The sequence below is a fragment of the Nocardia albiluteola genome (assembly GCF_018860155.1).
Lineage (GTDB): Bacteria > Actinomycetota > Actinomycetes > Mycobacteriales > Mycobacteriaceae > Nocardia > Nocardia albiluteola.
This window is the reverse complement of record NZ_JAHKNI010000013.1, coordinates 37044-58993: the sequence shown is the minus strand read 5'-3', so window position 1 is coordinate 58993 and position 21950 is coordinate 37044. Positions and strand designations below refer to the sequence as shown.

Here is a 21950-nt window from a genome sequence, read left to right as displayed (position 1 = left end):
CGACACAGGGCGCACGGCGGCATCAGCGAGTACCAAGGGGAGCCCGCGCCGAGCGCCGACACGACGGCGGCGGAAGTTCGCGGCCGATCGCGCGGAATGGAGAGAGCATGACGTATTCGAACCCCTGGGCGACTTCCGAGCGCCGTGAATTGCGTGCCACGGTGCGGGGTTTCGTCGAGCGTGAGGTGCTTGCGTACCTGGACCAGTGGGAGCGCGCGGGCGAGATCCCGCGCGAGTTGCACAAGAAGGCCGGGGCCCTGGGGCTGCTGGGCATCCAATTCCCGGAGGTCGTGGGCGGTTCGGGCGGCGACGGCATCGACGCCGCGATCGTCTGCGAGGAGATGCACTACGCCGGATGCTCGGGCGGCCTGTTCGCCTCCCTGTTCACCTGCGGCATCGCGGTCCCGCACATCATCGCCTCGGGGAACACCGAGCACATCGAGCGCTGGGTGAAACCGACGCTCGCGGGCGAGAAGATCGGCTCGCTGGCCATCACCGAGCCGGGCGGTGGTTCGGACGTCGGGCATCTGCGCACGACGGCGGTGCGCGAGGGCGACGAGTTCGTCGTGAACGGGGCCAAGACCTTCATCACCTCCGGCGTCCGCGCCGACTTCGTCGTGACCGCGGTGCGCACGGGCGGTCCGGGGGCGGCCGGTGTGTCGCTGCTCGTCGTTGAGAAGGGCACGCCGGGCTTCACCGTGAGCCGCAAGCTGGAGAAGATGGGCTGGCTGGCCTCGGACACTGCCGAACTCTCGTATGTGGATGTGCGCGTTCCGGTGTCGAATCTGGTGGGTCCGGAGAACTCCGGATTCGCACAGATCGCACAGGCATTCGTGAGCGAGCGGGTGGGCCTGGCGGCTCAGGCGTACGGACATGCGCAGCGCTGCCTGGACCTGACCCTGCAATGGTGCCGGGATCGCGAGACCTTCGGCCGCCCGCTGATCAGCAGGCAGGCCGTGCAGAACACGCTCTCGGAGATGGCCCGGCGCATCGATGTCGCCCGGGTGTACACCCATCACGTGGTGGAGCGTGCGGCCGCGGGGGAGACCGATCTGATCGCCGAGGTGTGCTTCGCCAAGAACACCGCGGTGGAGACCGCCGAATGGGTTGCGCACCAGGCGGTTCAGCTGTTCGGCGGCCTGGGCTACATGCGTGAGTCCGAGGTCGAGCGACACTACCGGGACGTGCGCATCCTCGGTATCGGCGGCGGCACCAGCGAGATCCTGACGAGCCTTGCGGCCAAGCGATTGGGGTACCAGTCTTGACCATCCTGCGAAGTTCCGTAGACCCGAAATCGGCGGATTACCAGGCCGCCGCCGAGGCCATGACCACCAAGCTGGCCGAGGTGGAGGCCGAGTACGCCAAGAACATCGGGGGCGGCGGCCCGGACAAGCTGGCGCGACACCGCAAGCGCGGCAAGCTGACCGCGCGCGAGCGCATCGAACTGCTCATCGACGAGGATTCGCCGTTCCTCGAGCTGGCGCCGCTGGCGGCCTGGGGCAGCGAGTTTCATGTCGGCGCCAGCGTGATCGCGGGGATCGGCATCGTCGAGGGTGTCGAGTGCATGATCGTGGCGCCGGATCCGACCGTGCGCGGTGGCACCTCGAATCCCTGGACGCTGCGCAAGAACCTGCGTATGAACGACATCGCGTTGGAGAACCGGCTGCCGGTGATCGGGCTGGTGGAGTCCGGCGGCGCGGATCTGCCTACGCAGAAGGAGGTCTTCGTCCCCGGCGGCCGCATGTTCCGGGACCTGACCCGGCTCTCGGCGGCCGGAATCCCCACCGTCGCACTGGTATTCGGTAACTCCACCGCAGGTGGCGCGTACGTCCCCGGCATGTCCGACTACACGGTCATGATCAAGGAGCGCTCCAAGGTCTTCCTGGGCGGTCCGCCGCTGGTGAAGATGGCCACCGGCGAGGAGTCCGACGACGAATCCCTCGGCGGCGCCGAAATGCATGCCCGCATCTCGGGTCTGGCCGACTATCTGGCCGTCGACGAGCCGGACGCGATTCGCCTGGGACGCTCGATCATCAAGCGCCTCAACTGGACCAAGCAGGGCCCGCCCGCCCTCGTACCCGGTTCCGAGGTGCTCGAGCCTCGGTACGACCAGGAGGATCTGCTCGGCATCGTGCCGACGGACCTCAAGATCCCGTTCGATCCGCGCGAGGTCATCGCCCGCGTGGTGGACGGATCCGATTTCGACGAATTCAAGCCGCTGTACGGCTCGAGCCTGGTCACGGGATGGGCGCAGCTGCATGGTTATCCGGTCGGCATCCTCGCCAACGCCCGCGGCGTGCTGTTCTCCGAAGAGGCACAGAAGGCCACACAGTTCATTCAGCTGGCCAACCAGTCGAACACGCCACTGCTGTTCCTGCACAACACCACCGGCTACATGGTCGGCAAGGAGTACGAGCAGAAGGGCATCATCAAGCACGGCGCGATGATGATCAATGCGGTCTCCAATTCGAAGGTTCCGCATATTTCGCTGCTCATGGGTGCGTCCTATGGCGCGGGCCACTACGGCATGTGCGGGCGGGCCTACGACCCGCGCTTCGTCTTCGCCTGGCCCAGTGCGAAATCCGCCGTCATGGGCGGGGCGCAGCTGGCGGGCGTCATTTCCATCGTCGGCCGGGCCGCGGCCGAATCCCGGGGGATGCCCTTCGACGAGGAGGCCGATGCGGGCATGCGCGCGATGATCGAGGCACAGATCGAGGCCGAATCGCTGCCGATGTTCATGTCGGGCCGCCTGTACGACGACGGAGTCATCGACCCCCGCGATACCCGCACGGTGCTGGGAATGGCGTTGTCCGCCATTCACAATGCCCCGATCAAGGGCGCCGAGGGCTTCGGCGTCTTCCGGATGTGAGGGGAGCAGCCATGGAAATCACGAACGTTCTGGTGGCCAACCGCGGCGAGATCGCGCGCCGCGTCTTCGCGACCTGCCGCCGCATGGGCATCGCGACGACCGCGGTGTACTCGGACGCCGACGCGAACGCCCCGCACGTGGCCGAGGCCGACGCGGCAATTCGCCTGCCCGGCAACACGCCCGGCGAGACCTACCTGCGTGCTGAGCTGATCGTCGAGGCCGCCCTCGCCGCGGGCGCCGATGCGATCCACCCCGGCTACGGATTCCTGTCCGAGAACGCCGAATTCGCCCGGGCCGTACAGGATGCCGGGCTGATCTGGATCGGCCCGCCCGTGGCCGCCATCGAGCAGATGGGCTCCAAGGTGGAGTCCAAGAAGATGATGGACGCCGCCGGTGTCCCGGTGCTGAAGCAGCTGGATCCCGCGGAGGTCACCGCGGACATGCTGCCGGTGCTGATCAAGGCGTCGGCCGGCGGCGGCGGCCGCGGCATGCGCGTGGTGCGCGAGCTGGCGGAGCTGAACGATCAGATCGCGGCCGCGCAGCGCGAGGCGGCCTCGGCGTTCGGCGATCCGACCGTCTTCTGCGAGCGCTACCTGGAGACCGGCCGTCATATCGAGGTGCAGGTCATGGCCGACACCCACGGCGCGGTGTGGGCAGTGGGCGAGCGCGAGTGCTCGATTCAGCGCCGCCACCAGAAGGTCGTGGAGGAAGCGCCCTCGCCGCTGGTCGAGAAGATCGACGCCCTGCGCGCCGCCGCGGGTGAGCCCGAGGGGCGGGGCATGCGGGCGCGGTTGTTCGAGGCCGCGCGGCTGGCCGCCGACGCAATCGGCTACGAGGGCGCGGGCACCGTCGAATTCCTGGCCGACGAAAAGGGTGAGTTCTTCTTCCTGGAGATGAATACCCGCCTGCAGGTGGAACATCCGGTCACCGAACAGGTCACCGGTCTGGACCTGGTGCGCCTGCAACTGCAGGTAGCCGCCGGCCGCCCGCTGCCCGCGCAACCGCCCGCGATGCGTGGCCACTCCATCGAGGTCCGCCTGTACGCCGAGGATCCGGCGCAGGACTGGCAGCCGCAGAGCGGGACGGTGCACCGGATCGATATTCCCGGTGTCACAGGCGAATTCACCGTGCTGTCCGAGCCGGGCGTGCGCCTGGACAGCGGTGTGGTGGACGGCTCGGTCGTCGGCGTGCACTACGACCCCATGCTCTCGAAGGTTATCTCCTACGCCGAGACCCGCGAGGAAGCGGCGCATCTGCTGGCATCCGCCCTGCGGCGGGCCAGGATTCACGGCCTGGTCACCAACCGCGATCTGCTGGTACGGGTTTTGCGGCACCCAGCATTCCTGGCCGGTGACACCGATACCGCGTTCTTCGCCACGCACGGGCTCGACACGCTTTCCGCGCCCCTGGTTTCCGAGAGGGACGAGCGCCTGTCGATCGTGGCAGCGGCGCTGTCCGATGCGGCCGCCAATCGCGCGAAGGCCCGCGTCGGTGCGGGTCTGCCCGGCGGCTGGCGCAATCTACCGTCGCAGCCGCAATCCAAGTCCTACGAGAGCCGCAACATCGGTGTCTGCGAGGTGCGCTACCGGATCGGTCGCGCCGGTCTCGCGATCGAGGGCTTCGATGGTCTCGAATTGGTCGAGGCCACACCGGATTCAGTGACCCTGCTGGTCCCGGTGGATGCCGATGCGGCCGTACGCACCGCATCGCCGGACGCGACGGCGCCGGAGCGCCGCAAAGTGCGCCGCCGCTTCACGGTGGCCCGTTACGGCGATCGGGTGGCGGTGGATTCCCCGCTCGGCCCGGTCTCGGTGAAACGCCTGCCGCGCTTCGAGGATCCGGCCGACCACGTCGCCGAGGGCTCGCTGCTGGCCCCGATGCCGGGCGCGGTGATCCGGCTCGGCGCGCGGGCGGGCGACCGGGTCGAGAAGGGGCAGCCGATCCTGTGGCTGGAGGCGATGAAGATGGAGCACACTATCGCCGCGCCCGCCGCCGGTCTGCTGGCCGAACTGAATGTGACCGCGGGACAACAGGTCGAGGTCGGCGCCGTGCTGGCCGTGGTGAGTACCGAAGACGAATCGAACGCCAGCGAGGTGGAAGCATGAGTTTCATCGAATCCGACGAACAGAAGCAGCTGCGTGCGGCGGTGGCGAAGCTCGCCGCCAAGTACGGTTTCCGCGACTACGCCGGCCCGAAATCCCGCCGCAACGAGCCGCTGGACGAATTATGGGGCGAGGCAGGAAAACTCGGCTTCCTGGGCGTGAACCTGCCTGAGGAGTACGGCGGTGGCGGCGCGGGCATCTACGAGCTGGCGCTGGTGCAGGAGGAGCTGTCCGCGCAGGGCTGCGGGCTGCTGCTGATGGTGGTCTCACCGGCCATCTGCGGCACCATCCTCACCAAGTACGGCACCGACGAGCAGAAGAACTACTGGCTCACCCGCCTGGCCGACGGCTCGTCGAAGATGGTGTTCGGCATCACCGAGCCCGACGCGGGCTCCAACTCGCACAAGATCACCACCACCGCCCGCCGCGACGGCGAGGACTGGATCCTCAACGGCCGCAAGATCTTCATCTCCGGAGTGGACCAGGCCGAGGCGGTGCTCATCGTGGCCCGCACCGAGAACGCCAAGACCGGCAACCTGCAGCCGGCGCTGTTCATCGTGCCCACCGACGCGCCCGGCTTCGTGAAGACGAAGCAGGAGATGGACATCATCGAGCCGGACAATCAGTTCACGCTGTTCCTGGACGATGTGCGCCTGCCCGCGACCGCGCTGGTGGGCCAGGAGGACGCGGCCATCGCGCAGCTGTTCGCGGGCCTGAATCCCGAGCGCATCATGGGCGCGGCCATGGCCGTGGGCATGGGCCGCTACGCCATCGACCGCGCGGTGGAGTACGCCAAGGAGCGCGCGGTGTGGAAGGGCGTGCCGATCGGTGCGCACCAGGGCATTTCGCATCCGCTCGCGCAGGTGAAGATCGAGGTCGAGCTGGCCAAGCTGATGATGCAGAAGGCGGCGGTGCTGTACGACTCCGGCGACGATTTCGGCGCCGCGGAGGCGGCGAACATGGCGAAATACGCTGCGGCCGAGGCCAGTATCAAGGCGCTGGATCAGGCCATTCAGACCCACGGCGGTTCCGGGCTGACCCGCGACGTCGGCCTGGCGGGCATGCTGGCCGCCGCGCGCATCGGCCGTGTCGCGCCCGTGAGCCGGGAGATGGTGCTGAACTTCGTCTCCCAGCATTCGCTGGGCCTGCCCAAGTCGTACTGATCGCCCCGAGGAGTCCCACATGACCGAGTCCGCGCAAGCGCCCTTCGTGCGCTACGAGGTCGGCGACGGATTCGCCGTGCTGACCCTGGATTCCCCGCACAACCGCAACGCGCTGTCCTCGCGGCTGGTGCGGGAACTGCTGGTGGGTCTGGAGCGCGCCGCCGCGGACGACACCGCCCGCGGGGTGATCCTGACCCACACCGGCAATACCTTCTGTGCCGGAGCGGATCTGAAGGAGGCCCTGGACGCCGATCCGGCCGCGGCGGCCGATCAGCGCACCCGCTGGATGATCGACGTGCTGCGCGACATCCTGACCCTGCCGAAACCCGTTGTGGCCCAGGTGAACGGGAATGTGCGTGCGGGCGGTATGGGAATCCTGGCCGCCTGCGATCTCGCGATCGCCGGGCCGGACAGCAGCTTCGCGCTCACCGAGGCGCGAATCGGCCTGGCGCCGTTCATGATCTCGCTGACGCTGCTGCCGCGCATGACCGCCCGCGCGGCCGCGCGTTACTACCAGACCGGCGAGACCTTCGACGCCGCCGAGGCCGAGCGGATCGGGCTGATCACGGTGGCGGCGCAGGACGCGGCCTCGGAGGTGTCGAGGCTGCGCGGCGAGCTGCGCAAGGGCTCGCCGCAGGGGCTGGCTGAGAGCAAGCGCCTGGTGAACGCGGCCCTGCTTGCCGAGTTCGATCGCTCGGCGGAGGAACTGGCGAAGCGCTCGGCCGGATTCTTCGGCACCCCCGAGGTGATCGAGGGCATGACGGCCTTCTTTCAGCGCCGGCCACCGAGCTGGGCAGAATAGCTGCCCATGGCTACCCCGCACGAACCCAAGCAGGACCGCAGCCGGGCAACCCGGCAGCGGTTGCTCGAGGCGACCATCGAGGCCCTGGCCGAGATGGGCTGGGCGGCGGCCACCGTCGCCGTGGTCGCCGAGCGGGCCGGGGTGTCGCGCGGTGCGGCCCAGCATCACTTTCCCACCCGGGAGGACCTGATCACCGCCGCGCTCGAGTACATGTTCGACACCCGCATGACGCAGGCGACGGCCGAGGCGACGACGTTGCGCGGGATCGCCGAGGGTGTCGCGCGCACCGAGGCGGTGGTGGCCGGGCTGGTCGAGTCGTACACGACCCCGCTGTTCAAGGCGGCTCTACAGGTGTGGACACACGCGGCCGCCGATCCCGCGCTGCGCGAGCGCATCGTCCCGCTGGAGGCGCATTTCGGCCGGGTCTCGCACCGCACGGCCGTTGCGGCCCTGGGGGTCGACGATTCCGATCCGGTCGCCCATCACCTGGTCCAGGCGACCCTCGACCTGGCCCGCGGCCTTGGACTGGCCGACGTGCTCACCGACGATTCGACGCGTCGCAAACAGATCGTGATGCAGTGGTCCGCCACCCTGCACTCCGCCCTCGAGGCCCGGCCGCGAGGTTGAGGGCGCCCTAGCGCAACGGCTGTGACCGGGGTAACCCGATTTGGTCCTAGGCCCGCGGGCGGCTACTCTGAACAACGCTTGTTCTGGTCCCGTCGTCTAGCGGCCTAGGACGCCGCCCTCTCAAGGCGGTAGCGCGGGTTCAAATCCCGTCGGGACTACAAAATGTGGCTCATGCTCGTACAGAGCATGAGCCACAGTTCTTTCACCAGCCGAAAGTCCCTGCCGGCCCGACGGATTCGTCGTCCCGTTCCAGATCTATTGCGGCCCAAGCGAGATCGGCACCGCGGCGTCAGATCGTCTCGACCACTCGCTGCCCACCGACCGCATTACGGAACACCCACCGCAGTCCCAGGAATCGGATCAGCGTCGCGATCAGGTTGGCGACCACCAGCACCAGCAGTTCCAGGTGCACCACCGCCTTCGGCGCCCAGTGATGCAGCGCGAACAGCGAACCACTGGTCAGGCCCCACGTGAAGGCGAAGATGAGCAGGCCCTGGACCTGATGCGAGAACGCCTTGGTCGAACCGCGCACCCCGAACGTGAACGCCCGGTTGGCCGCGGTGTTGCCGATCGCGGTGATCAGCAGCGCCAGGAAGTTCGCCACCTGGCCGCCGGTGAGCGGCTGCAGCAACAGGAACAGGACCATGTAGGTCAGCGTGGAGACCGCGCCGACGATGCCGAAGCGCACGGCCTGCCCGACCATACCGAGCGGCACCCCCTCCACGAGCGGTTCGCGGCCGATCGCCGCGCGCAGCTCGTTGATGGGCAGCGCGCCGGTGGCCAGCGCCCGGCCCAGCCGCCACACCCCCTGCAGGTCCTTGCGCGCGGTGTCGATGATGTCCACGCGGGAGTCCGGGTCGTCGATCCAGTCCACCGGCACCTCGTGGATGCGCAGTCCGGCGCGCTCGGCGATCACCAGCAGTTCGGTGTCGAAGAACCACTCGCCATCCTGCACCAGCGGCAGCACGAGCTGGCCGACGTCGGTGCGCATGGCCTTGAAGCCGCACTGGGCGTCGGAGAAGCGTGCCTGCAGGGAGGCCTTGAGGATCAGGTTGTAGCAGCGGGAGATGAATTCGCGCTTGGGTCCGCGCACGACCCGTGAGGACTTCGCCAGCCGGGTGCCGATCGCCAGGTCCGAGTGGCCGGACACCAGGGGGGCGACCAGCGGCAGCAGCGCATTGAGATCGGTGGACAGATCCACGTCCATGTACGCGACGACCTCGGCGTCCGAGGCCTCCCAGACCGCCCGCAGCGCGCGGCCGCGGCCCTTGCGGTCCAGGTGCACCACCCGCACGTTCTCGAACTCGTCCGCCAGATCCCGCGCGACGTCGAGGGTGGTGTCGGTCGAGGCGTTGTCGGCGATGGTGATGCGTGCGGTGAACGGGAAACCGTTCTCCAGGAATGCATGGAGCCGGCGCACACAGCCGTCGAGATCGCGCTCCTCGTTGTAGACCGGGATCACCACATCCAGCACCGGAGTCAGTACGGCATCGGCCGGTTCGCACTCGAAGGCGGCCGTAGCGGTGTCGGTCATGGTCACCACCCTTGAGTACCAGTCTTGGGCGAGGCTGCGGTCAAGCTGTGAGATATCTGTGAGGGACGCTCCTGAGCTTGCGAAATGCCGTTCCGCCGCGACAATCTGGCATGCTACTTCGTTTGATGTAAACGCCACAGCGGCGAGACCGGCCCGTGCCCCGCCCCGAGATCGTACGAGGCCTCCAGACAGCGCCGCGTCCACTCCTTCGCGAAGGCCACCGCCTCGGGGACCGGGTATCCGTGTGCGAGCGCGCAGGCGGTGGCCGCGGCCAGGGTGTCGCCGCCGCCGTGGTCGTTGCCGGTGGCGATGCGCGGGGCGGTCAGCTCGCGGAAGGTGTCGCCGTCGTACAGCAGGTCGGTGCTGAGTTCCGAGGAGCGCAGGTGCCCGCCCTTCACGATCGCCCACCGCGGGCCAAGGGCGAGCAGCGCCTCGGCGGCCTTGCGGGCGGTGCGATCGTCGACGACGTCGACGCCGGTGAGCAGGCGCACCTCGTCCAGATTCGGGGTGACGACGGTGGCGAGCGGAATCAGCGTGTGCCGCACCGCATCCAGGGCCTCCGCGTGCAGCAGCGGGTCGCCGTGCATGGAGGCCGCCACCGGATCGACCACCAGCGGGATCGTGCCGTCACGCCCGATGCCCACCTCCCGGCACACCTGCGCGACGGCCTCGATGATCGCGGTCGAGGCGAGCATGCCGGTCTTGGCGGCGCCGATACCGATATCGCTCACCACCACACGCACCTGATCCGCGACGACCTGCGGCGGAATCTCGTGAAATCCGCTGACCCCCACCGAGTTCTGCACCGTTACCGCCGCCACCGCGACGCAGGCGTGCACGCCCAGCATGGCCATGGTTCGGGTGTCGGCCTGGATGCCCGCGCCGCCGCCGGAATCGGTTCCGGCGATGGTCAGCGCGCGGACCGGGGTGCGGCCATCGGGTGTCAGAGGTAACAGTTCCACGAGCCAAACACTACGACGCGCCGATCCGAGACCCGCCGCGACCGAGCTTAATGAAAACGATTATCATTACTTTGTGACCGAATCGACCCAGGCCCCGCTGCCCGTCACCGTCCTGTCCGGATTCCTCGGCGCGGGCAAGACGACCCTGCTCAACCACATCCTCGCCAACCGCGACGGCCGCCGCGTGGCGGTGATCGTGAATGACATGAGCGAGGTGAACATCGACGCCGCGCTCGTCGCGGGCCAGGGCCACCTGGACCGCACCCAGGAGAAACTGGTCGAGCTGACCAACGGCTGCATCTGCTGCACGCTGCGTGAGGATCTGATCGAATCGGTCGGGAAGCTGGCGCGCGAGGGTCGATTCGATCAGCTGGTCATCGAATCGACCGGAATCTCCGAGCCGATGCCGGTCGCGGCCACCTTCGAATGGGAATTCGAGGATGGCTTCCGGCTCGGCGATCTCGCCCGGCTGGACACCATGGTGACCGTGGTCGACGCCTCCACCTTCCTCGCCGAGGTGGTGCAGGGACAGGCCCTGGCGGAGCGGAACATGCAGGCCGGAGAGGGGGACGAGCGCACCATCGCCGACCTGCTCGTCGATCAGGTCGAGTTCGCGAATGTGCTGATACTCAACAAGACCGACCTGGTGAGCGCGAATGCCGTTGGCACCGTGGAGGCCACGATCCGTCGCATGAACCCCGCGGCGCGCATCCTGCGATCCACCCACGGCGTGGTCGAACTGGACGAGGTGCTGGGCACCGGCCGCTACAGCCCCGAGACCGCGGCCCAATTCGACGGCTGGGAAGAGGAATTGTCGGGCGGGCACACCCCCGAGACCGAGGAGTACGGCATCAGCAGCCTGACCTTCACCGCCGACCGGCCCTTCCATCCGCAACGCCTGGAATCCGCTCTCGCCCAGCTGAATCGGCTGCTGCGCAGCAAGGGCTTCTGCTGGCTGGCCTCGCGCCCGGAGCTGGCCGCCATCTGGTCGCAGGCGGGGCCGAACCTGACGTTCGAGGCGGGCGGTTACTGGAGTTCGCTGGAGATGCCGCCGGGGCAGGAGATCGTCTTCATCGGCGTGCGCCTGGACCGCCCGCACGTGCGGGACCTGCTCACCTCGGCGCTGCTCACCGATGCCGAGCTCGCCGCCGGGCCGCGGGCCTGGGCGGCGTACCCGGACCCGTTCCCGTCCTGGGGCGTGCTGCACGAACACGCCTAGGGCCTGGAACGGGTGGTGGCGAGCTCGGAGCATCTGCTCGGGGCCGGGTGTCGCGGCGACGGCTGATGCCCCTGCTCGCGGCGATCACAGCCCGGCGAAGAACTGCCGGATATCGGCGAGCAGCACCTCGGGCGCCTCGTGCGCGGCGTAGTGCCCGGCGGCGTCGTTGGCGCTGGTGCTCCCCGAGCTGACGTCGTAACTGTTCCAACTGACGATCTTCTTGTGGTCGCGCTCGGCGAATCGCCGGATCGACTGGAAATCGCCCTTGAACATGGCCAGCGCGATGGGCACGGTGGTGGGCTCCGGGGCGGACCGGGGGGCGTGCGCGTCCTCGTAGTAGAAGCGGATCGCGGAGGCCGCGGTGCCGGTGAGCCAATAGATCGCCACGTTGCCGATCACGAAGTCCGCGTCCAGGGACTCGCCGAACAGCTGGGCGTTCCAGCCGAGCAGCCCCAGCGGGGAATCGGCGAGCGCATAGGCCAGGGTCTGCGGCTGCTGGCTGTGCAGGATGTTGAACGCCATCTTGTTGTCCATGAACCACTGCAGGTGCGCCAGCGCGGCCGCATCCTCCTGTGACAGCCCCTCCATCTCGGCGGGGTCGCCGGAGGGGAACGAAAACAGTTGTGTCACATGGACTCCGATCAGGCGGTCGGGCGCGATGCGGGCCATCTCGGGCGAGACCATCGAACCGCCGTCGTTGCCGATCGCGGCGAAGCGCGCGTAGCCCAGCCGGTCCATCAACTCCAGCCAGGCGCGCGCGGTGCGGTGACAACCCCATCCGGTGGTGTGGGTCGGTCCGGAGAATCCGTAGCCCGGCAGGGAGGGAATCACCACGTGGAAGGCGGGCGCGTCGGCCGATTCGGGCTCGGTCAGCGGTGCGATGAGGTCGAGGAATTCCAGGATCGAACCCGGCCAGCCGTGGGTGAGGATCACCGGGGTCGCGTCGTCGCGGGTCGAGCGGACGTACAGGAAATGAATGTCCTCGCCATCGATCTCGGTGACGAACTGCGGGTAGGTGTTCAGCCGGGTTTCCAATGCGCGCCAGTCGAATTCGTCGAGCCAGTACTGAGCCAGCGCGCGCACCCGATCGCCGGGTACGCCATAGGCGTCGCCGACGGCCGGCAGCTCGCTCGGCCACAGGGCCCGGCGCAGTCGGTCGGCCAGATCGTCCAGCTGGACCTGGGGGACGTCGATGCGGAAGGGGTGGATGGTGGCGGTCATGATGTCTCCCTTATTGGAACGGAATACTTTGTTCTGATTGAACTCTATCAGAACGGATCATTCCGTTTCAACTGTTAGTCTGAACCCATGCCGAATACCGCCGAAACCCCAGCTCTCAAGGGTCTGTCGGGCCGCAGGGCTCAGGCCGCCCGTAACGACGGAATCATCCTGGATGCCGCCCGCGAGGTGTTCCTCGCCGATGCGGGCGCCCCCATCGCCGCGGTGGCCGAGCGGGCCGGTGTCGGGATCAGTGCGCTGTATCGCCGCTACCCGTCCAAGGAGGCGCTGCTGCGCACCCTCTGCTACAACGGCCTGCGTCGCTTCAACGCCGAAGCTGAAGCAGCGCTACAGAATCCGGACGACTGGCAGGTGCTGGTGGAGTTCCTGCATCGAGTGGTCGACGCCGACGTCCATTCGCTGGCCGTGCGTCTCGCCGGCACCTTCACCCCCGACGACGAGATCGTGCCGGAGGTCGTCCGCTCGGGTGAGCTGAGCGAGGACATCCTCCGCCGGGCCGGCCGATCCGGTCGTCTGCGCGCCGGGATCGCCACCACCGACATCGGCCTGATCCTCGAATCCTGCTCCGCCATAACCCATCCCGACCCGGTTCGTGCCGCGCAGTTCCGCCGCCGCATGCTGTCCGTGATCATCGACGGCCTGACGGTCGACTCGGAGCTGCCCGGCCCGCCACCCGAGCCCGGCGAATTCGCCTACCGCTGGCAGCCGGCGGGATGAGCCCGGACCGCCCGGCAACTGTCTCGCCGGTGCACGAACACGCCTGAGCCTTACCCTGAGTGCCGGGCCGCCAGCGTGGCTCCGCCATCGATGACGACGAGCAGCCCGATGCCGATGAAGACCAGCGGCACCAGCCAGTGCGCGACGCGGCCCGCGGTGGCCGCGGCGGCACGGTTGGTGCCCAGCGCCGCTCCGATCGCGCACCAGAGTCCGATCAACGCCAGGAACAGGACCGCGGTCAGCACGGAACCGGAGATGCGGAGGCTGCGGAACAGGGGCGTGAAGATGGCGATATTGTCCGCGCCGTTGGCAAATGCGAGCGTGGCAATGCCGGACATACTGCACGCCAGCGGCTTTCGGTCGATCGCGGCGGTGCCGCGTAGCTGCCACAGGCTCCAGATACCGAAGGCGATCGGAACCAGCCCGAGCAGCCAGATCCAGCGGTTGGGCACGATACGCAGGCCCGACGCCGCCGCCAGCGCCAGGACCAGGATCGCGGCATATCCGACGTACTGACCACCGACGATCGCCCAGGCGCGGGGACGTCCGGATACGCTGCGCGTCAGGAAGAGTGCGGCCAGCACGACCAGGTCGTCGACGGCGGTGCCGACGAAGGCGACGACCGCCATCACCAATTGTTCGGCGGTCACCGCGACTGCTCCGGGATCGGCGACGGGGGATTCATTCGGCCGACGGTCGATGCTCGGGCGGTATGGCATCGGCCGGCGCCGCGGCCGTGCGGGGCGCCGGGGCGCCATCGGGGCTTGCTGGGCTCGCGGTTGTCTCGATGTCGGCGGCGGTACTGTGCTCGGTGGCGTCGTCGGGCTTCGTGGAAGTCCCTGGCTGCGTGGTGATCTCGGGCTGCGTGGTGATCTCGGGCTGCGTGGTGGTTCCGGCCTTCGATGCCCTACCGGGTTTCGGGGTGGAGGTCGACTGGGGGACGGTCAAGCCCGCCGCCTCGTACACCGCCGCAATCGCGGTGATCTCGTTGCCGAATCGGCGCTGCGCGCCGAGGCCGAAGAAGCCGCCCTCCAGGTTGGCATCGCCGACCTCCTCGGCGATCTCGCCCAGCAAAACCTGGAAGGGAAGCAGCTCGTCCGGGGCGACCCGGCCGACAATGCTTGCGGCGGAGGCGATCACGTCGATGGCTATCGGGGTGTATTCGGCATATGTACTGTCCGGCCGCAGCCCGGTGTCGTAGCTGGACGATCCGGCCAGCTCGCGGATGAATCGCCTCGGATGGGTGATGGCGACCTCGCGCAGCTTCTTGACCAGGGTGAACATCTCCTCGGCGTCGACGCTCCCCTCCGCGATGGCGACCAGCACACCGGCTGCCATCAGCGCCTGCTGCAGGACGGCCCACTCCTGCGGCGTGAAGTCGGCCTCGCCCGCTCCGCCGTCGGTCGTGCGCACGTCGCGCAACACCTGAAATCCCGCACGGGCCAGCGCCATCGGGACGCGTCGCGCGGCGGCGACGCCGATGGCCCGCGCCTGCTCGGGCAGGCTGTCCCAGGAGACCGGCTCCTTGCTCGTGTCGATGCCATACCCGGCCGGGGCGGCGACGGTCGCCCATCCGGCGGTCCAGCGCTCGTAGTCGAGCCGGGCCAGGGCCTGCACCTCCTCGTCGCTGAGCACGACGTTGAGCGCGGGATCGTAGGTGGGCACGATGAGGCAGCCGATCTCGGTCAGATCCTCGCCGAGGCGCCGCGCGCGCTCCCGATACGAGTGTTTGGAATCCTCGGCCAGATCTTCCCAATTCTGGTGCCGGGCAGGGTTGTTCGATCCCGCGCTGCCGCTGACGATGCGGGCGTGCGCCTCGTGCCGGCGCAGCGCGGGGTCGGCGTGGACGGCCTGGGCGAGCTGTTCGACGGCGTGTGTTGAGGTGTAGCCGGCGAGGCTGTCGATGATGCGGTCCTGGGCGGACAGGCGCGCCTTCATACGACGGCACTCGTAGAGGATGGCCTCCGCGTCCAGGTACGTCTGCTCGGATCGGCGATCGCCCGCGCGGCCGAGCACGTCCTGGCCGACCATGATGATGATCATGAACAGCAGCTGGGCCAGGGTGGATAGAAAGCTCATGAACGCGAACGGATATCGATCGAAGTGCTGCAGACCCAGCACGGCCGAGAGCACCCAGACCACCTGCGTGCCCGCGGCGAGATAGAAGGCCCAGACATTGCCCAGGCGTTTGGTCAGCCAGGCTGCGATGCGCTGATTGGTGTTGACCATCTCGTCGCGGGCCTGCGGCGGATTCTGCACCCGATGCCGCTCGATCCACGGATGCGGGCGCGATTCCAGCAGGCTCACCCCGCGGCTCAGCGCCTGGTCGTGCCTGTCCAAGTGCGCCTGCAGGTCCGCGACCTGCCGGAAGATCTCCTCCGCGTTCTCGTAGGTCTGCACCGCCCGCCGGTCGGCGGCCTTGCCGAGTACGCGCTGCCCGACCATGATCACCAGGCACAGCACGAGTTGCGCGACGTTGTCCAGGAACAGCAGGAACGGAAACGGGTAGGGGTCCAGCCGGTGCAGCGGCGCCCACCACGTCGCGGCGGTCATCCACGCCCCGAAGATGACCAGCACGACATACAGCGCGGGCATGGACCCGACCCACCGCGTCAGCGCCGCCGCGATGGCATCGTTCACGCCGATCCGCTCGTCGGCCAGCACAACCGGCTGCCGCGCCGCGTCACCGTCCGGGCCGGGGACGAGCGCCGCACCGTCGAGCGGCGACGTCGCGGTGCCCTCGGATATCAAAGCCGTCATCGTTGACATACAACCCCAGCCGAACGTCATCCGGTACTCGTCCTGCCGAGGGTACTGACCTGTGGCGGGCCCTGCAGAGAAGTTGCCCGGTCGCACAAGTACATCCGTGAAAGTGAGCGTGCCTGGCCACCATGGGAACCGCCGCCGCGGATCCGGTCACCCCCTTCCGCCCGCCTACACCGCTGGCGGCGGGGCCTCCGTCGCTATAACACCGAAGCCGCAGCGGCCCTGGAAGATTCGGACGACTGGGCGGTGCTGATCGGATTTCTGCAGCGAGTGGTGGACGCCGACGTGCACTCGCTGCCGGGCCCGCCACCGGGCCTGGACGAGTTCGCTTTTCGCTGGCAGCGCCGCGACTGAGGTTCGTTACAGACAAGGGCGGTCGCGGCTGCGGATGAGCTTGTCTGTTTTCCGCCAGCATAACGTCCGGTGCCGCTTGTACTTTCGATCCATGACTACCGATAACCGAGGCATCGTGCAGGCGGCATGGCGGGCGTTTGCCGGTCATGACGCCGAGCAGATCGAAGCGTTCTTCACCGAGGACGCGGAGTGGCTTGCTCCGGCGGGCAACGCCACCGCGGTCGCGCTCGACGCTCCCAGCCACATGATCGGCAGGCAGGCAATCACACACTTCCTCGCACACGAGTTCTCGCGGTTGTTCACCAGCGACGTCGCGGTGGACTTCCGCGGCTTCTACTCGGACGGAGACCGGGTGATCGTGGAGGAAACGATGAGCGCGACACTGGCGAACGGAAACACCTACCGCAACGACTACTGCTTCGTCTTCGAGCTGCAGGACGGCCGCATCCACCGCGTCCGCGAGTACATGGATACCGCGCGGGGGCACCGCGACGTCTTCGGCACTGCTGCCGTCGTAAGCACCCGCTGACGCGAACCCGGTTCCGTCGTCCCGGAGGAGGCCGGGGTCAGGCGGGACCCCGGCCTCCGCGGGGAGGCCGGAACCGGGATCGCCGTGCGGGAGCAGGGATTACGAGACGACGGGCAGGTACACCTTGCCGCCGGATTCGACGAATTCGGCCGACTTGGCGTCCATTCCGGCCTCGATCGCCTCGACATCGGTCAGGCCCTGTTTCTCCGCGTACTCCCGCACGTCGGCGGAGATGCGCATGGAGCAGAACTTCGGGCCGCACATCGAGCAGAAGTGCGCCGTCTTGGCAGGTTCGGCGGGCAGGGTCTCGTCGTGGAATTCGCGGGCGGTGTCCGGATCGAGCGACAGGGCGAACTGGTCGTGCCAGCGGAATTCGAAGCGCGCGGTGGACAGTGCGTCATCGCGCGCCTGGGCACCGGGGTGCCCCTTGGCCAGGTCGGCGGCGTGCGCGGCGATCTTGTAGGTGATGACGCCGGTCTTCACGTCGTCGCGGTTGGGCAGGCCCAGGTGCTCCTTGGGGGTGACGTAGCACAGCATGGCCGTGCCCGCCTGGGCGATGATCGCCGCGCCGATCGCGGAGGTGATGTGGTCGTAGGCCGGGGCGATATCGGTGGCCAGGGGGCCCAGGGTGTAGAAGGGCGCCTCCTCGCACAGCTCCTCCTCGAGCCGCACGTTCTCCACGATCTTGTGCATCGGCACGTGGCCGGGGCCCTCGATCATCACCTGCACGCCATGGGATTTCGCGATCTTGGTCAGCTCGCCGAGGGTGCGCAGCTCGGCGAACTGCGCCTCGTCGTTGGCGTCGGCGATCGAGCCGGGACGCAGGCCGTCGCCGAGGGAGAACGTGATGTCGTACTTCGCCAGGATCTCGCACAGCTCGGCAAAGTTGGTGTACAGGAACGATTCCTGATGATGCGCCAGGCACCACGCGGCCATGATCGACCCGCCGCGCGAGACGATGCCGGTGACGCGCTTGGCGGTCAGTGGCACGTAGCGCAGCAGCACGCCGGCGTGCACCGTCATGTAGTCCACGCCCTGCTCGGCCTGCTCGATCACGGTGTCGCGGTAGATCTCCCAGGTGAGCTGGGTGGGATCGCCGTTCACCTTCTCGAGGGCCTGGTAGATCGGCACGGTGCCGACCGGAACCGGGGAGTTGCGCAGGATCCACTCGCGGGTCTCGTGAATGTTCTTGCCGGTGGACAGGTCCATGATGGTGTCCGCGCCCCAGCGGGTGGCCCACACCATCTTCTCGACCTCCTCGGCGATGGAGGAGGTGACGGCCGAATTGCCGATGTTCGCATTGATTTTCACCGCGAACTTCTTGCCGATGATCATCGGCTCGGATTCGGGATGATTGTGGTTGGCCGGGATCACCGCGCGGCCCCCGGCCACCTCGTCGCGCACCAGCTCGGGCGAAACCCCTTCGCGCGCAGCGATATACCGCATCTCGCTGGTGATGATGCCCTGGCGGGCCCAGGCCAGCTGGGTGCGCGGGCCGTCGAGGTCGGGCTTGGCCCAGCCGTCGCGCAGCTTGGGCAGGCCGGCCTCCACGTCGATGGTGGCGCTGGAATCGGTGTACGGCCCCGAGGTGTCGTAGACGTCGAAGTGCTCACCATTGGTCAGGTTGATGCGCCGCACGGGAATGCGCAGGTCCTCGACCTGCTGGTAGTGCTTGACGCTGCCCTGAATGGGGCCGGTCGTCACGGTGTCGACCGTGGTCTGGACATGTTTCGATGACATGTGAATCCTCCCTACGCCGGCATTACCCGGTCAGGTTCGAACGGTCGACGGCCCTGATCCGCCCGAATGGGCTAGCCGTCCTCTCAGCCCGCTGGTGCGAGCCCCCGCATGTTCGGTTGTGGTACTTGGAGCGAGAGTACATGGCTTTCCGGGGCGCGCGTCACCCCACCGCCGAGTTGGCCGAAATCCGCCGCACTCACCAGCGGCTATAGGTTGACCTGGGTATTCGATAGCCTCGGTGCATCGGGCCGCGGCACCGGCAAACCCGATCAGGCGCTGCGAAGGGCGCGATACACCGCCGCGCCGACGAAGGCGCCGAGTTCGTGCGGAGTCCATTCCCCCTGTCCGGACAGCAGCGTCCGGACCGCGCCCTCACCCGCGGACACCCACAGCTCGACCAGGACGGGCAGCTTTCGCTCGGGCTCGTCGGTGCCCCAGGCGTGCAGGGTGGGCAGCAGGCGGCGCGTGCAGCGTTCCAGCGCCAGGCGACGGCCCCGGCCGAACGAGCCCGCGACGGCGGGATCCGGGTTGCCGGACAACAGTTTCCACGTATCGGGCCGCGCGGCGATCGTCTCCAGCAGCACCCGGAAGCCCCCGACGAAAACCTCCTCGTCGGCCTCGACGCGGCGGCGTGGCAGCACGTCGAGGATGCCCGCCATGAGGTACTCCTCCTCGCGCCGGATCAGCGCGTCGATGAGCTCGACCCGGTCGGCGTAGCAGGCGTAGACGACCGGGCGGGTGACGCTCATCCGCTCGGACACGGCGGCGATGGTGACCGCGGCGATACCGTGCTCGACCGCGATCCGCAGCGCGGTATCGAGTACCTGCGGGCGGCGGCGTTCGGGCCCCAGGTGCGCGGCGCGCCGGCGCGGCTGCACCGCCGGGGCCCGCGCCGGGCCTGGACTGAGTGGAGCGGAGGAGCGAAGCGGGGGAGCGGAGGGAGGGAAGGGCCGGTGCTCAGGGGGCCCCGGCTCGCCGGAGCGAAGCGGAGGCCGTATCTCCGGGTCCGGCGTCATGCGGACAAAGATATCAGCGGGTCGGGACGGTGTTCTCGGGCCGACATCGAGCGGACCGCAGACAATATTCAGCAAATACTGTGATGTGAATTTCGGTACACCGAGGAAGCTATGGCAATCGCCTGTTCGGTGGTGGGGCGGGTTAACGGGCGAAAACATTACGACCCTACGGTTGCGTAGCCTGATGGTCGTACGGCAACCTCCAGATACCACCGTCAACCAGCGTGCGAGGCGGGGTCGGCGATGCCGCTCGGGTCGTGCGCTGCAATCCAGCCGAGGAGGCCGGTCCGTGTCGCACTACAAGGCGAACCTGCGTGATATCGAGTTCAACTTGTTCGAGATGCTGGGAATCGGGGCGCTGCTGGACGGCGGCGCCTACGGCGATCTGGATAGCGAGACCGCGCGCGGGATGCTCACCGAGGTGCTGCGGCTGGCCGAAGGGCCGGTCGCGGATTCCTTCGTCGACGCCGACCGCAATCCGGTCACCTTCGACCCCGCCACCCACTCCATCACCGTCCCCGACTCGCTGCGCAAGACCGTGGCGGCGGTCAACGAGGCGGGCTGGTCCGGGCTGGGCATGCCCGAGGAGATGGGCGGCGTCTCCGCGCCCTCGGCGCTGATCTGGGCGACCCAGGAAATGCTTGTGGCCGCGCACAATTCGGCGAGCTTCTTCAATATGGGCCCGCTCATGCACGAGGTGCTGTTCCGCGAGGGCACCGAGGAACAGCAGCGCTGGGCCACGCACGCATGGGAAAGCCGCTGGGGCGGAACGATGGTGCTCACCGAGCCCGACGCGGGCTCGGATGTCGGCATGGGCCGCACCAAGGCGATCCAGCAGGCCGACGGCACCTGGCATATCGAGGGCGTCAAGCGGTTCATCTCCGGCGGCGAGGTGGGCGACACCGCCGACAACATCTTCCACCTCACCCTGGCCCGGCCCGAGGGCGCGGGGCCCGGCACCAAGGGACTGTCGCTGTTCATGGTGCCCAAGTTCCTGTTCGATTCGCAGACGATGACTCTGGGCGAGCGCAACGGCGTGTACGTCACCAACCTCGAGCACAAGATGGGCATCAAGTCCTCGCCCACCTGCGAATTGACCTTCGGCGCGGACCATCCGGCCGTCGGCTACCTGGTCGGCGACGTGCACAACGGCATCGCGCAGATGTTCAAGGTGATCGAGAACGCGCGCATGATGGTGGGCGTGCTGTCCGCGGGCACGCTCTCGACCGGTTATCTGAATGCCCTGGAGTACGCCAAGACTCGCGTGCAGGGCGCGGATCTGACGCAGAACAGCAACAAGGCGGCGCCGCGCGTCACCATCACCCATCACCCGGATATCCGCCGCAGCCTGGCGGTGCAGAAGGCGTATTCGGAGGGACTGCGCGCGCTGTACCTGTACTGCTCGGCCTACCAGAACGCCGACGTCGCCGCGGCCGCCTTCGGCGCGGACGCCGACGTCGCCGCGCGGGTGAACGATCTGCTGCTGCCGATCGTCAAGGGCGTCGGGTCGGAGCGGGCATACGAGACGCTCACCGAATCGCTGCAGACCTTCGGTGGTTCCGGATATCTGCAGGACTATCCGATCGAGCAGTACATCCGCGATGTGAAGATCGACTCGCTGTACGAGGGCACCACCGCGATTCAGGCGCAGGACTTCTTCTTCCGCAAGATCGTTCGCGACAAGGGGGTGGCGCTGGGGCATGTGGCCGGGCTCATCCAGAAGTTCGTCGATTCCGATGCCGCGGAACTGAAGTCCGAGCAGGCCCTGCTCGGCGCGGCGCTGGCGGACGTGCAGGCGATGGCCGCGACGCTGACCGGCTATCTGATGGCCTCGCAACAGGATCCGGACGAGATCTACAAGGTCGGCCTGGGTTCGGTGCGATTCCTGCATGCCACCGGTGATCTGGTCATCGCCTGGCGACTGCTGGAGGCGGCCAAGGTCGCCCAGGCCGCCCTGAGCGGTAGCCCCTCGGAGAAAGACCGCCTCTTCTACACCGGAAAGGTCGGCGTCGCTTCGTGGTTCGCGAAGAACAAGCTGCCGCTGCTGAGCGCGGTGCGCAGCGTGATCGAGAACCTCGACAACGACATCATGCACCTCGACGAGGCCGCGTTCTGAGCTGATCGCGTTCTGCCCGACGGCGTCCCGTTCCACGCGGGACGCCCTCGGGGCTGACGTACCCGAGTCCTCGGGGCGCCGGCCACTCCTGAAACGAAGCGTGCGATGTCCGCTCGGGACCACAGTCGGTAGGCGCTGGGGCGTCCGATTGTGGCCCTCGATGTGTGTCGTCCCTTGGCGCGCCGGAGAATCGGG

At 68.0% G+C, this 21950-nt stretch carries 17 protein-coding genes, 1 tRNA gene and 1 riboswitch; of the genes, 11 read left to right on the top strand and 7 right to left on the bottom strand.

Annotated elements, in window-relative coordinates; genetic code table 11:
• Positions 1-107: 107 nt before the first annotated feature.
• The 7 genes from KO481_RS31690 to KO481_RS31660 all read left to right on the top strand — a co-directional run bounded on the left by KO481_RS31690 (position 108) and on the right by KO481_RS31660 (position 7721).
• Positions 108-1265, top strand: coding sequence for an acyl-CoA dehydrogenase family protein (locus tag KO481_RS31690; protein ID WP_215922156.1), 1158 nt, complete (start codon positions 108-110; stop codon positions 1263-1265).
• Positions 1262-2869, top strand: coding sequence for an acyl-CoA carboxylase subunit beta (locus tag KO481_RS31685; RefSeq protein ID WP_215922155.1), 1608 nt, complete (start codon positions 1262-1264; stop codon positions 2867-2869). Before KO481_RS31690 ends, KO481_RS31685 begins: the two co-directional genes overlap by 4 nt.
• Positions 2870-2880: 11 nt before the next feature.
• Positions 2881-4974 (top strand): acetyl/propionyl/methylcrotonyl-CoA carboxylase subunit alpha, encoded by a 2094-nt coding sequence (locus KO481_RS31680; protein WP_215922154.1) that lies wholly within the window; start codon positions 2881-2883, stop codon positions 4972-4974.
• Positions 4971-6134, top strand: coding sequence for an acyl-CoA dehydrogenase family protein (locus KO481_RS31675; RefSeq protein WP_215922153.1), 1164 nt, complete (start codon positions 4971-4973; stop codon positions 6132-6134). The genes KO481_RS31680 and KO481_RS31675 overlap by 4 nt, the downstream gene beginning before the upstream one ends.
• 19 nt (positions 6135-6153) lie before the next feature.
• Complete coding sequence (locus KO481_RS31670) at positions 6154-6936, top strand: enoyl-CoA hydratase family protein (RefSeq protein ID WP_215922152.1); 783 nt, start codon at positions 6154-6156, stop codon at positions 6934-6936.
• Positions 6937-6942: 6 nt separating this feature from the next.
• Positions 6943-7563 carry a TetR/AcrR family transcriptional regulator gene (locus KO481_RS31665; protein WP_215922151.1) on the top strand — a complete coding sequence of 207 codons (621 nt, stop codon included), beginning with the start codon at positions 6943-6945 and terminating at the stop codon, positions 7561-7563.
• A gap of 85 nt (positions 7564-7648) precedes the next feature.
• Positions 7649-7721: transfer RNA gene (locus KO481_RS31660), tRNA-Glu, on the top strand.
• A gap of 131 nt (positions 7722-7852) precedes the next feature.
• On the opposite strand, the gene KO481_RS31655 is transcribed toward KO481_RS31660, so the two are convergent.
• Positions 7853-9097, bottom strand: coding sequence for a bifunctional glycosyltransferase family 2/GtrA family protein (locus tag KO481_RS31655; RefSeq protein ID WP_215922150.1), 1245 nt, complete (start codon positions 9095-9097; stop codon positions 7853-7855).
• 113 nt (positions 9098-9210) lie between these two features.
• A complete protein-coding gene (thiD, locus tag KO481_RS31650) occupies positions 9211-10059 on the bottom strand; it encodes a bifunctional hydroxymethylpyrimidine kinase/phosphomethylpyrimidine kinase (protein WP_215922149.1) in 849 nt (282 codons plus the stop codon).
• A 73-nt stretch (positions 10060-10132) separates the two neighbouring features.
• On the opposite strand from thiD, the gene KO481_RS31645 reads away from it, so the two are divergent.
• The gene (locus KO481_RS31645) at positions 10133-11278 is read left to right on the top strand and encodes a GTP-binding protein (RefSeq protein ID WP_308166842.1); all 1146 of its coding nucleotides are present in this window, start codon (positions 10133-10135) and stop codon (positions 11276-11278) included.
• Between the two features lie 84 nt (positions 11279-11362).
• Here KO481_RS31645 and KO481_RS31640 read toward each other — a convergent pair whose 3' ends face one another.
• Positions 11363-12499: an epoxide hydrolase family protein gene (locus KO481_RS31640; RefSeq protein WP_215922147.1), complete on the bottom strand. Its 1137-nt coding sequence runs from the start codon at positions 12497-12499 to the stop codon at positions 11363-11365.
• Between the two features lie 87 nt (positions 12500-12586).
• On the opposite strand from KO481_RS31640, the gene KO481_RS31635 reads away from it, so the two are divergent.
• Positions 12587-13234: a TetR/AcrR family transcriptional regulator gene (locus tag KO481_RS31635; protein WP_215922146.1), complete on the top strand. Its 648-nt coding sequence runs from the start codon at positions 12587-12589 to the stop codon at positions 13232-13234.
• Positions 13235-13284: 50 nt separating this feature from the next.
• Here KO481_RS31635 and KO481_RS31630 read toward each other — a convergent pair whose 3' ends face one another.
• Positions 13285-13884, bottom strand: a complete 600-nt coding sequence (locus KO481_RS31630) for a cadmium resistance transporter (RefSeq protein ID WP_215922145.1) — start codon at positions 13882-13884, stop codon at positions 13285-13287.
• A 31-nt stretch (positions 13885-13915) separates the two neighbouring features.
• On the bottom strand, positions 13916-15994 hold the full coding sequence (locus KO481_RS31625; protein ID WP_215922144.1) for a DUF1003 domain-containing protein: 2079 nt from the start codon (positions 15992-15994) through the stop codon (positions 13916-13918).
• Positions 15995-16445: 451 nt separating this feature from the next.
• Between KO481_RS31625 and KO481_RS31615 the strand changes: the two genes are divergently transcribed.
• Positions 16446-16883 carry a nuclear transport factor 2 family protein gene (locus KO481_RS31615; RefSeq protein ID WP_215922143.1) on the top strand — a complete coding sequence of 146 codons (438 nt, stop codon included), beginning with the start codon at positions 16446-16448 and terminating at the stop codon, positions 16881-16883.
• Between the two features lie 99 nt (positions 16884-16982).
• Here KO481_RS31615 and thiC read toward each other — a convergent pair whose 3' ends face one another.
• A complete protein-coding gene (gene thiC, locus KO481_RS31610) occupies positions 16983-18623 on the bottom strand; it encodes a phosphomethylpyrimidine synthase ThiC (RefSeq protein ID WP_215922142.1) in 1641 nt (546 codons plus the stop codon).
• Positions 18615-18741, bottom strand: a riboswitch (TPP riboswitch). It overlaps the preceding gene by 9 nt.
• A gap of 151 nt (positions 18742-18892) precedes the next feature.
• On the bottom strand, positions 18893-19501 hold the full coding sequence (locus KO481_RS31605; RefSeq protein WP_308166841.1) for a TetR/AcrR family transcriptional regulator: 609 nt from the start codon (positions 19499-19501) through the stop codon (positions 18893-18895).
• Positions 19502-19928: 427 nt separating this feature from the next.
• On the opposite strand from KO481_RS31605, the gene KO481_RS31600 reads away from it, so the two are divergent.
• Entirely contained in the window at positions 19929-21755 is a 1827-nt protein-coding gene (locus KO481_RS31600; RefSeq protein ID WP_215922140.1) for an acyl-CoA dehydrogenase, read from the top strand.
• Positions 21756-21950: the final 195 nt, after the last annotated feature.

What these genes read in the sequence shown, in the direction of transcription:
- KO481_RS31690 (WP_215922156.1), top strand. Translation starts at nt 108, where the DNA reads ATGACGTATTCGAACCCCTGGGCGACTTCCGAGCGCCGTGAATTGCGT.
- KO481_RS31680 (WP_215922154.1), top strand. Translation starts at nt 2,881, where the DNA reads ATGGAAATCACGAACGTTCTGGTGGCCAACCGCGGCGAGATCGCGCGC.
- KO481_RS31675 (WP_215922153.1), top strand. Translation starts at nt 4,971, where the DNA reads ATGAGTTTCATCGAATCCGACGAACAGAAGCAGCTGCGTGCGGCGGTG.
- KO481_RS31670 (WP_215922152.1), top strand. Translation starts at nt 6,154, where the DNA reads ATGACCGAGTCCGCGCAAGCGCCCTTCGTGCGCTACGAGGTCGGCGAC.
- KO481_RS31665 (WP_215922151.1), top strand. Translation starts at nt 6,943, where the DNA reads ATGGCTACCCCGCACGAACCCAAGCAGGACCGCAGCCGGGCAACCCGG.
- KO481_RS31655 (WP_215922150.1), bottom strand. Translation starts at nt 9,097, where the DNA reads ATGACCGACACCGCTACGGCCGCCTTCGAGTGCGAACCGGCCGATGCC.
- KO481_RS31640 (WP_215922147.1), bottom strand. Translation starts at nt 12,499, where the DNA reads ATGACCGCCACCATCCACCCCTTCCGCATCGACGTCCCCCAGGTCCAG.
- KO481_RS31635 (WP_215922146.1), top strand. Translation starts at nt 12,587, where the DNA reads ATGCCGAATACCGCCGAAACCCCAGCTCTCAAGGGTCTGTCGGGCCGC.
- KO481_RS31625 (WP_215922144.1), bottom strand. Translation starts at nt 15,994, where the DNA reads ATGACGGCTTTGATATCCGAGGGCACCGCGACGTCGCCGCTCGACGGT.
- KO481_RS31615 (WP_215922143.1), top strand. Translation starts at nt 16,446, where the DNA reads ATGACTACCGATAACCGAGGCATCGTGCAGGCGGCATGGCGGGCGTTT.
- thiC (WP_215922142.1), bottom strand. Translation starts at nt 18,623, where the DNA reads ATGTCATCGAAACATGTCCAGACCACGGTCGACACCGTGACGACCGGC.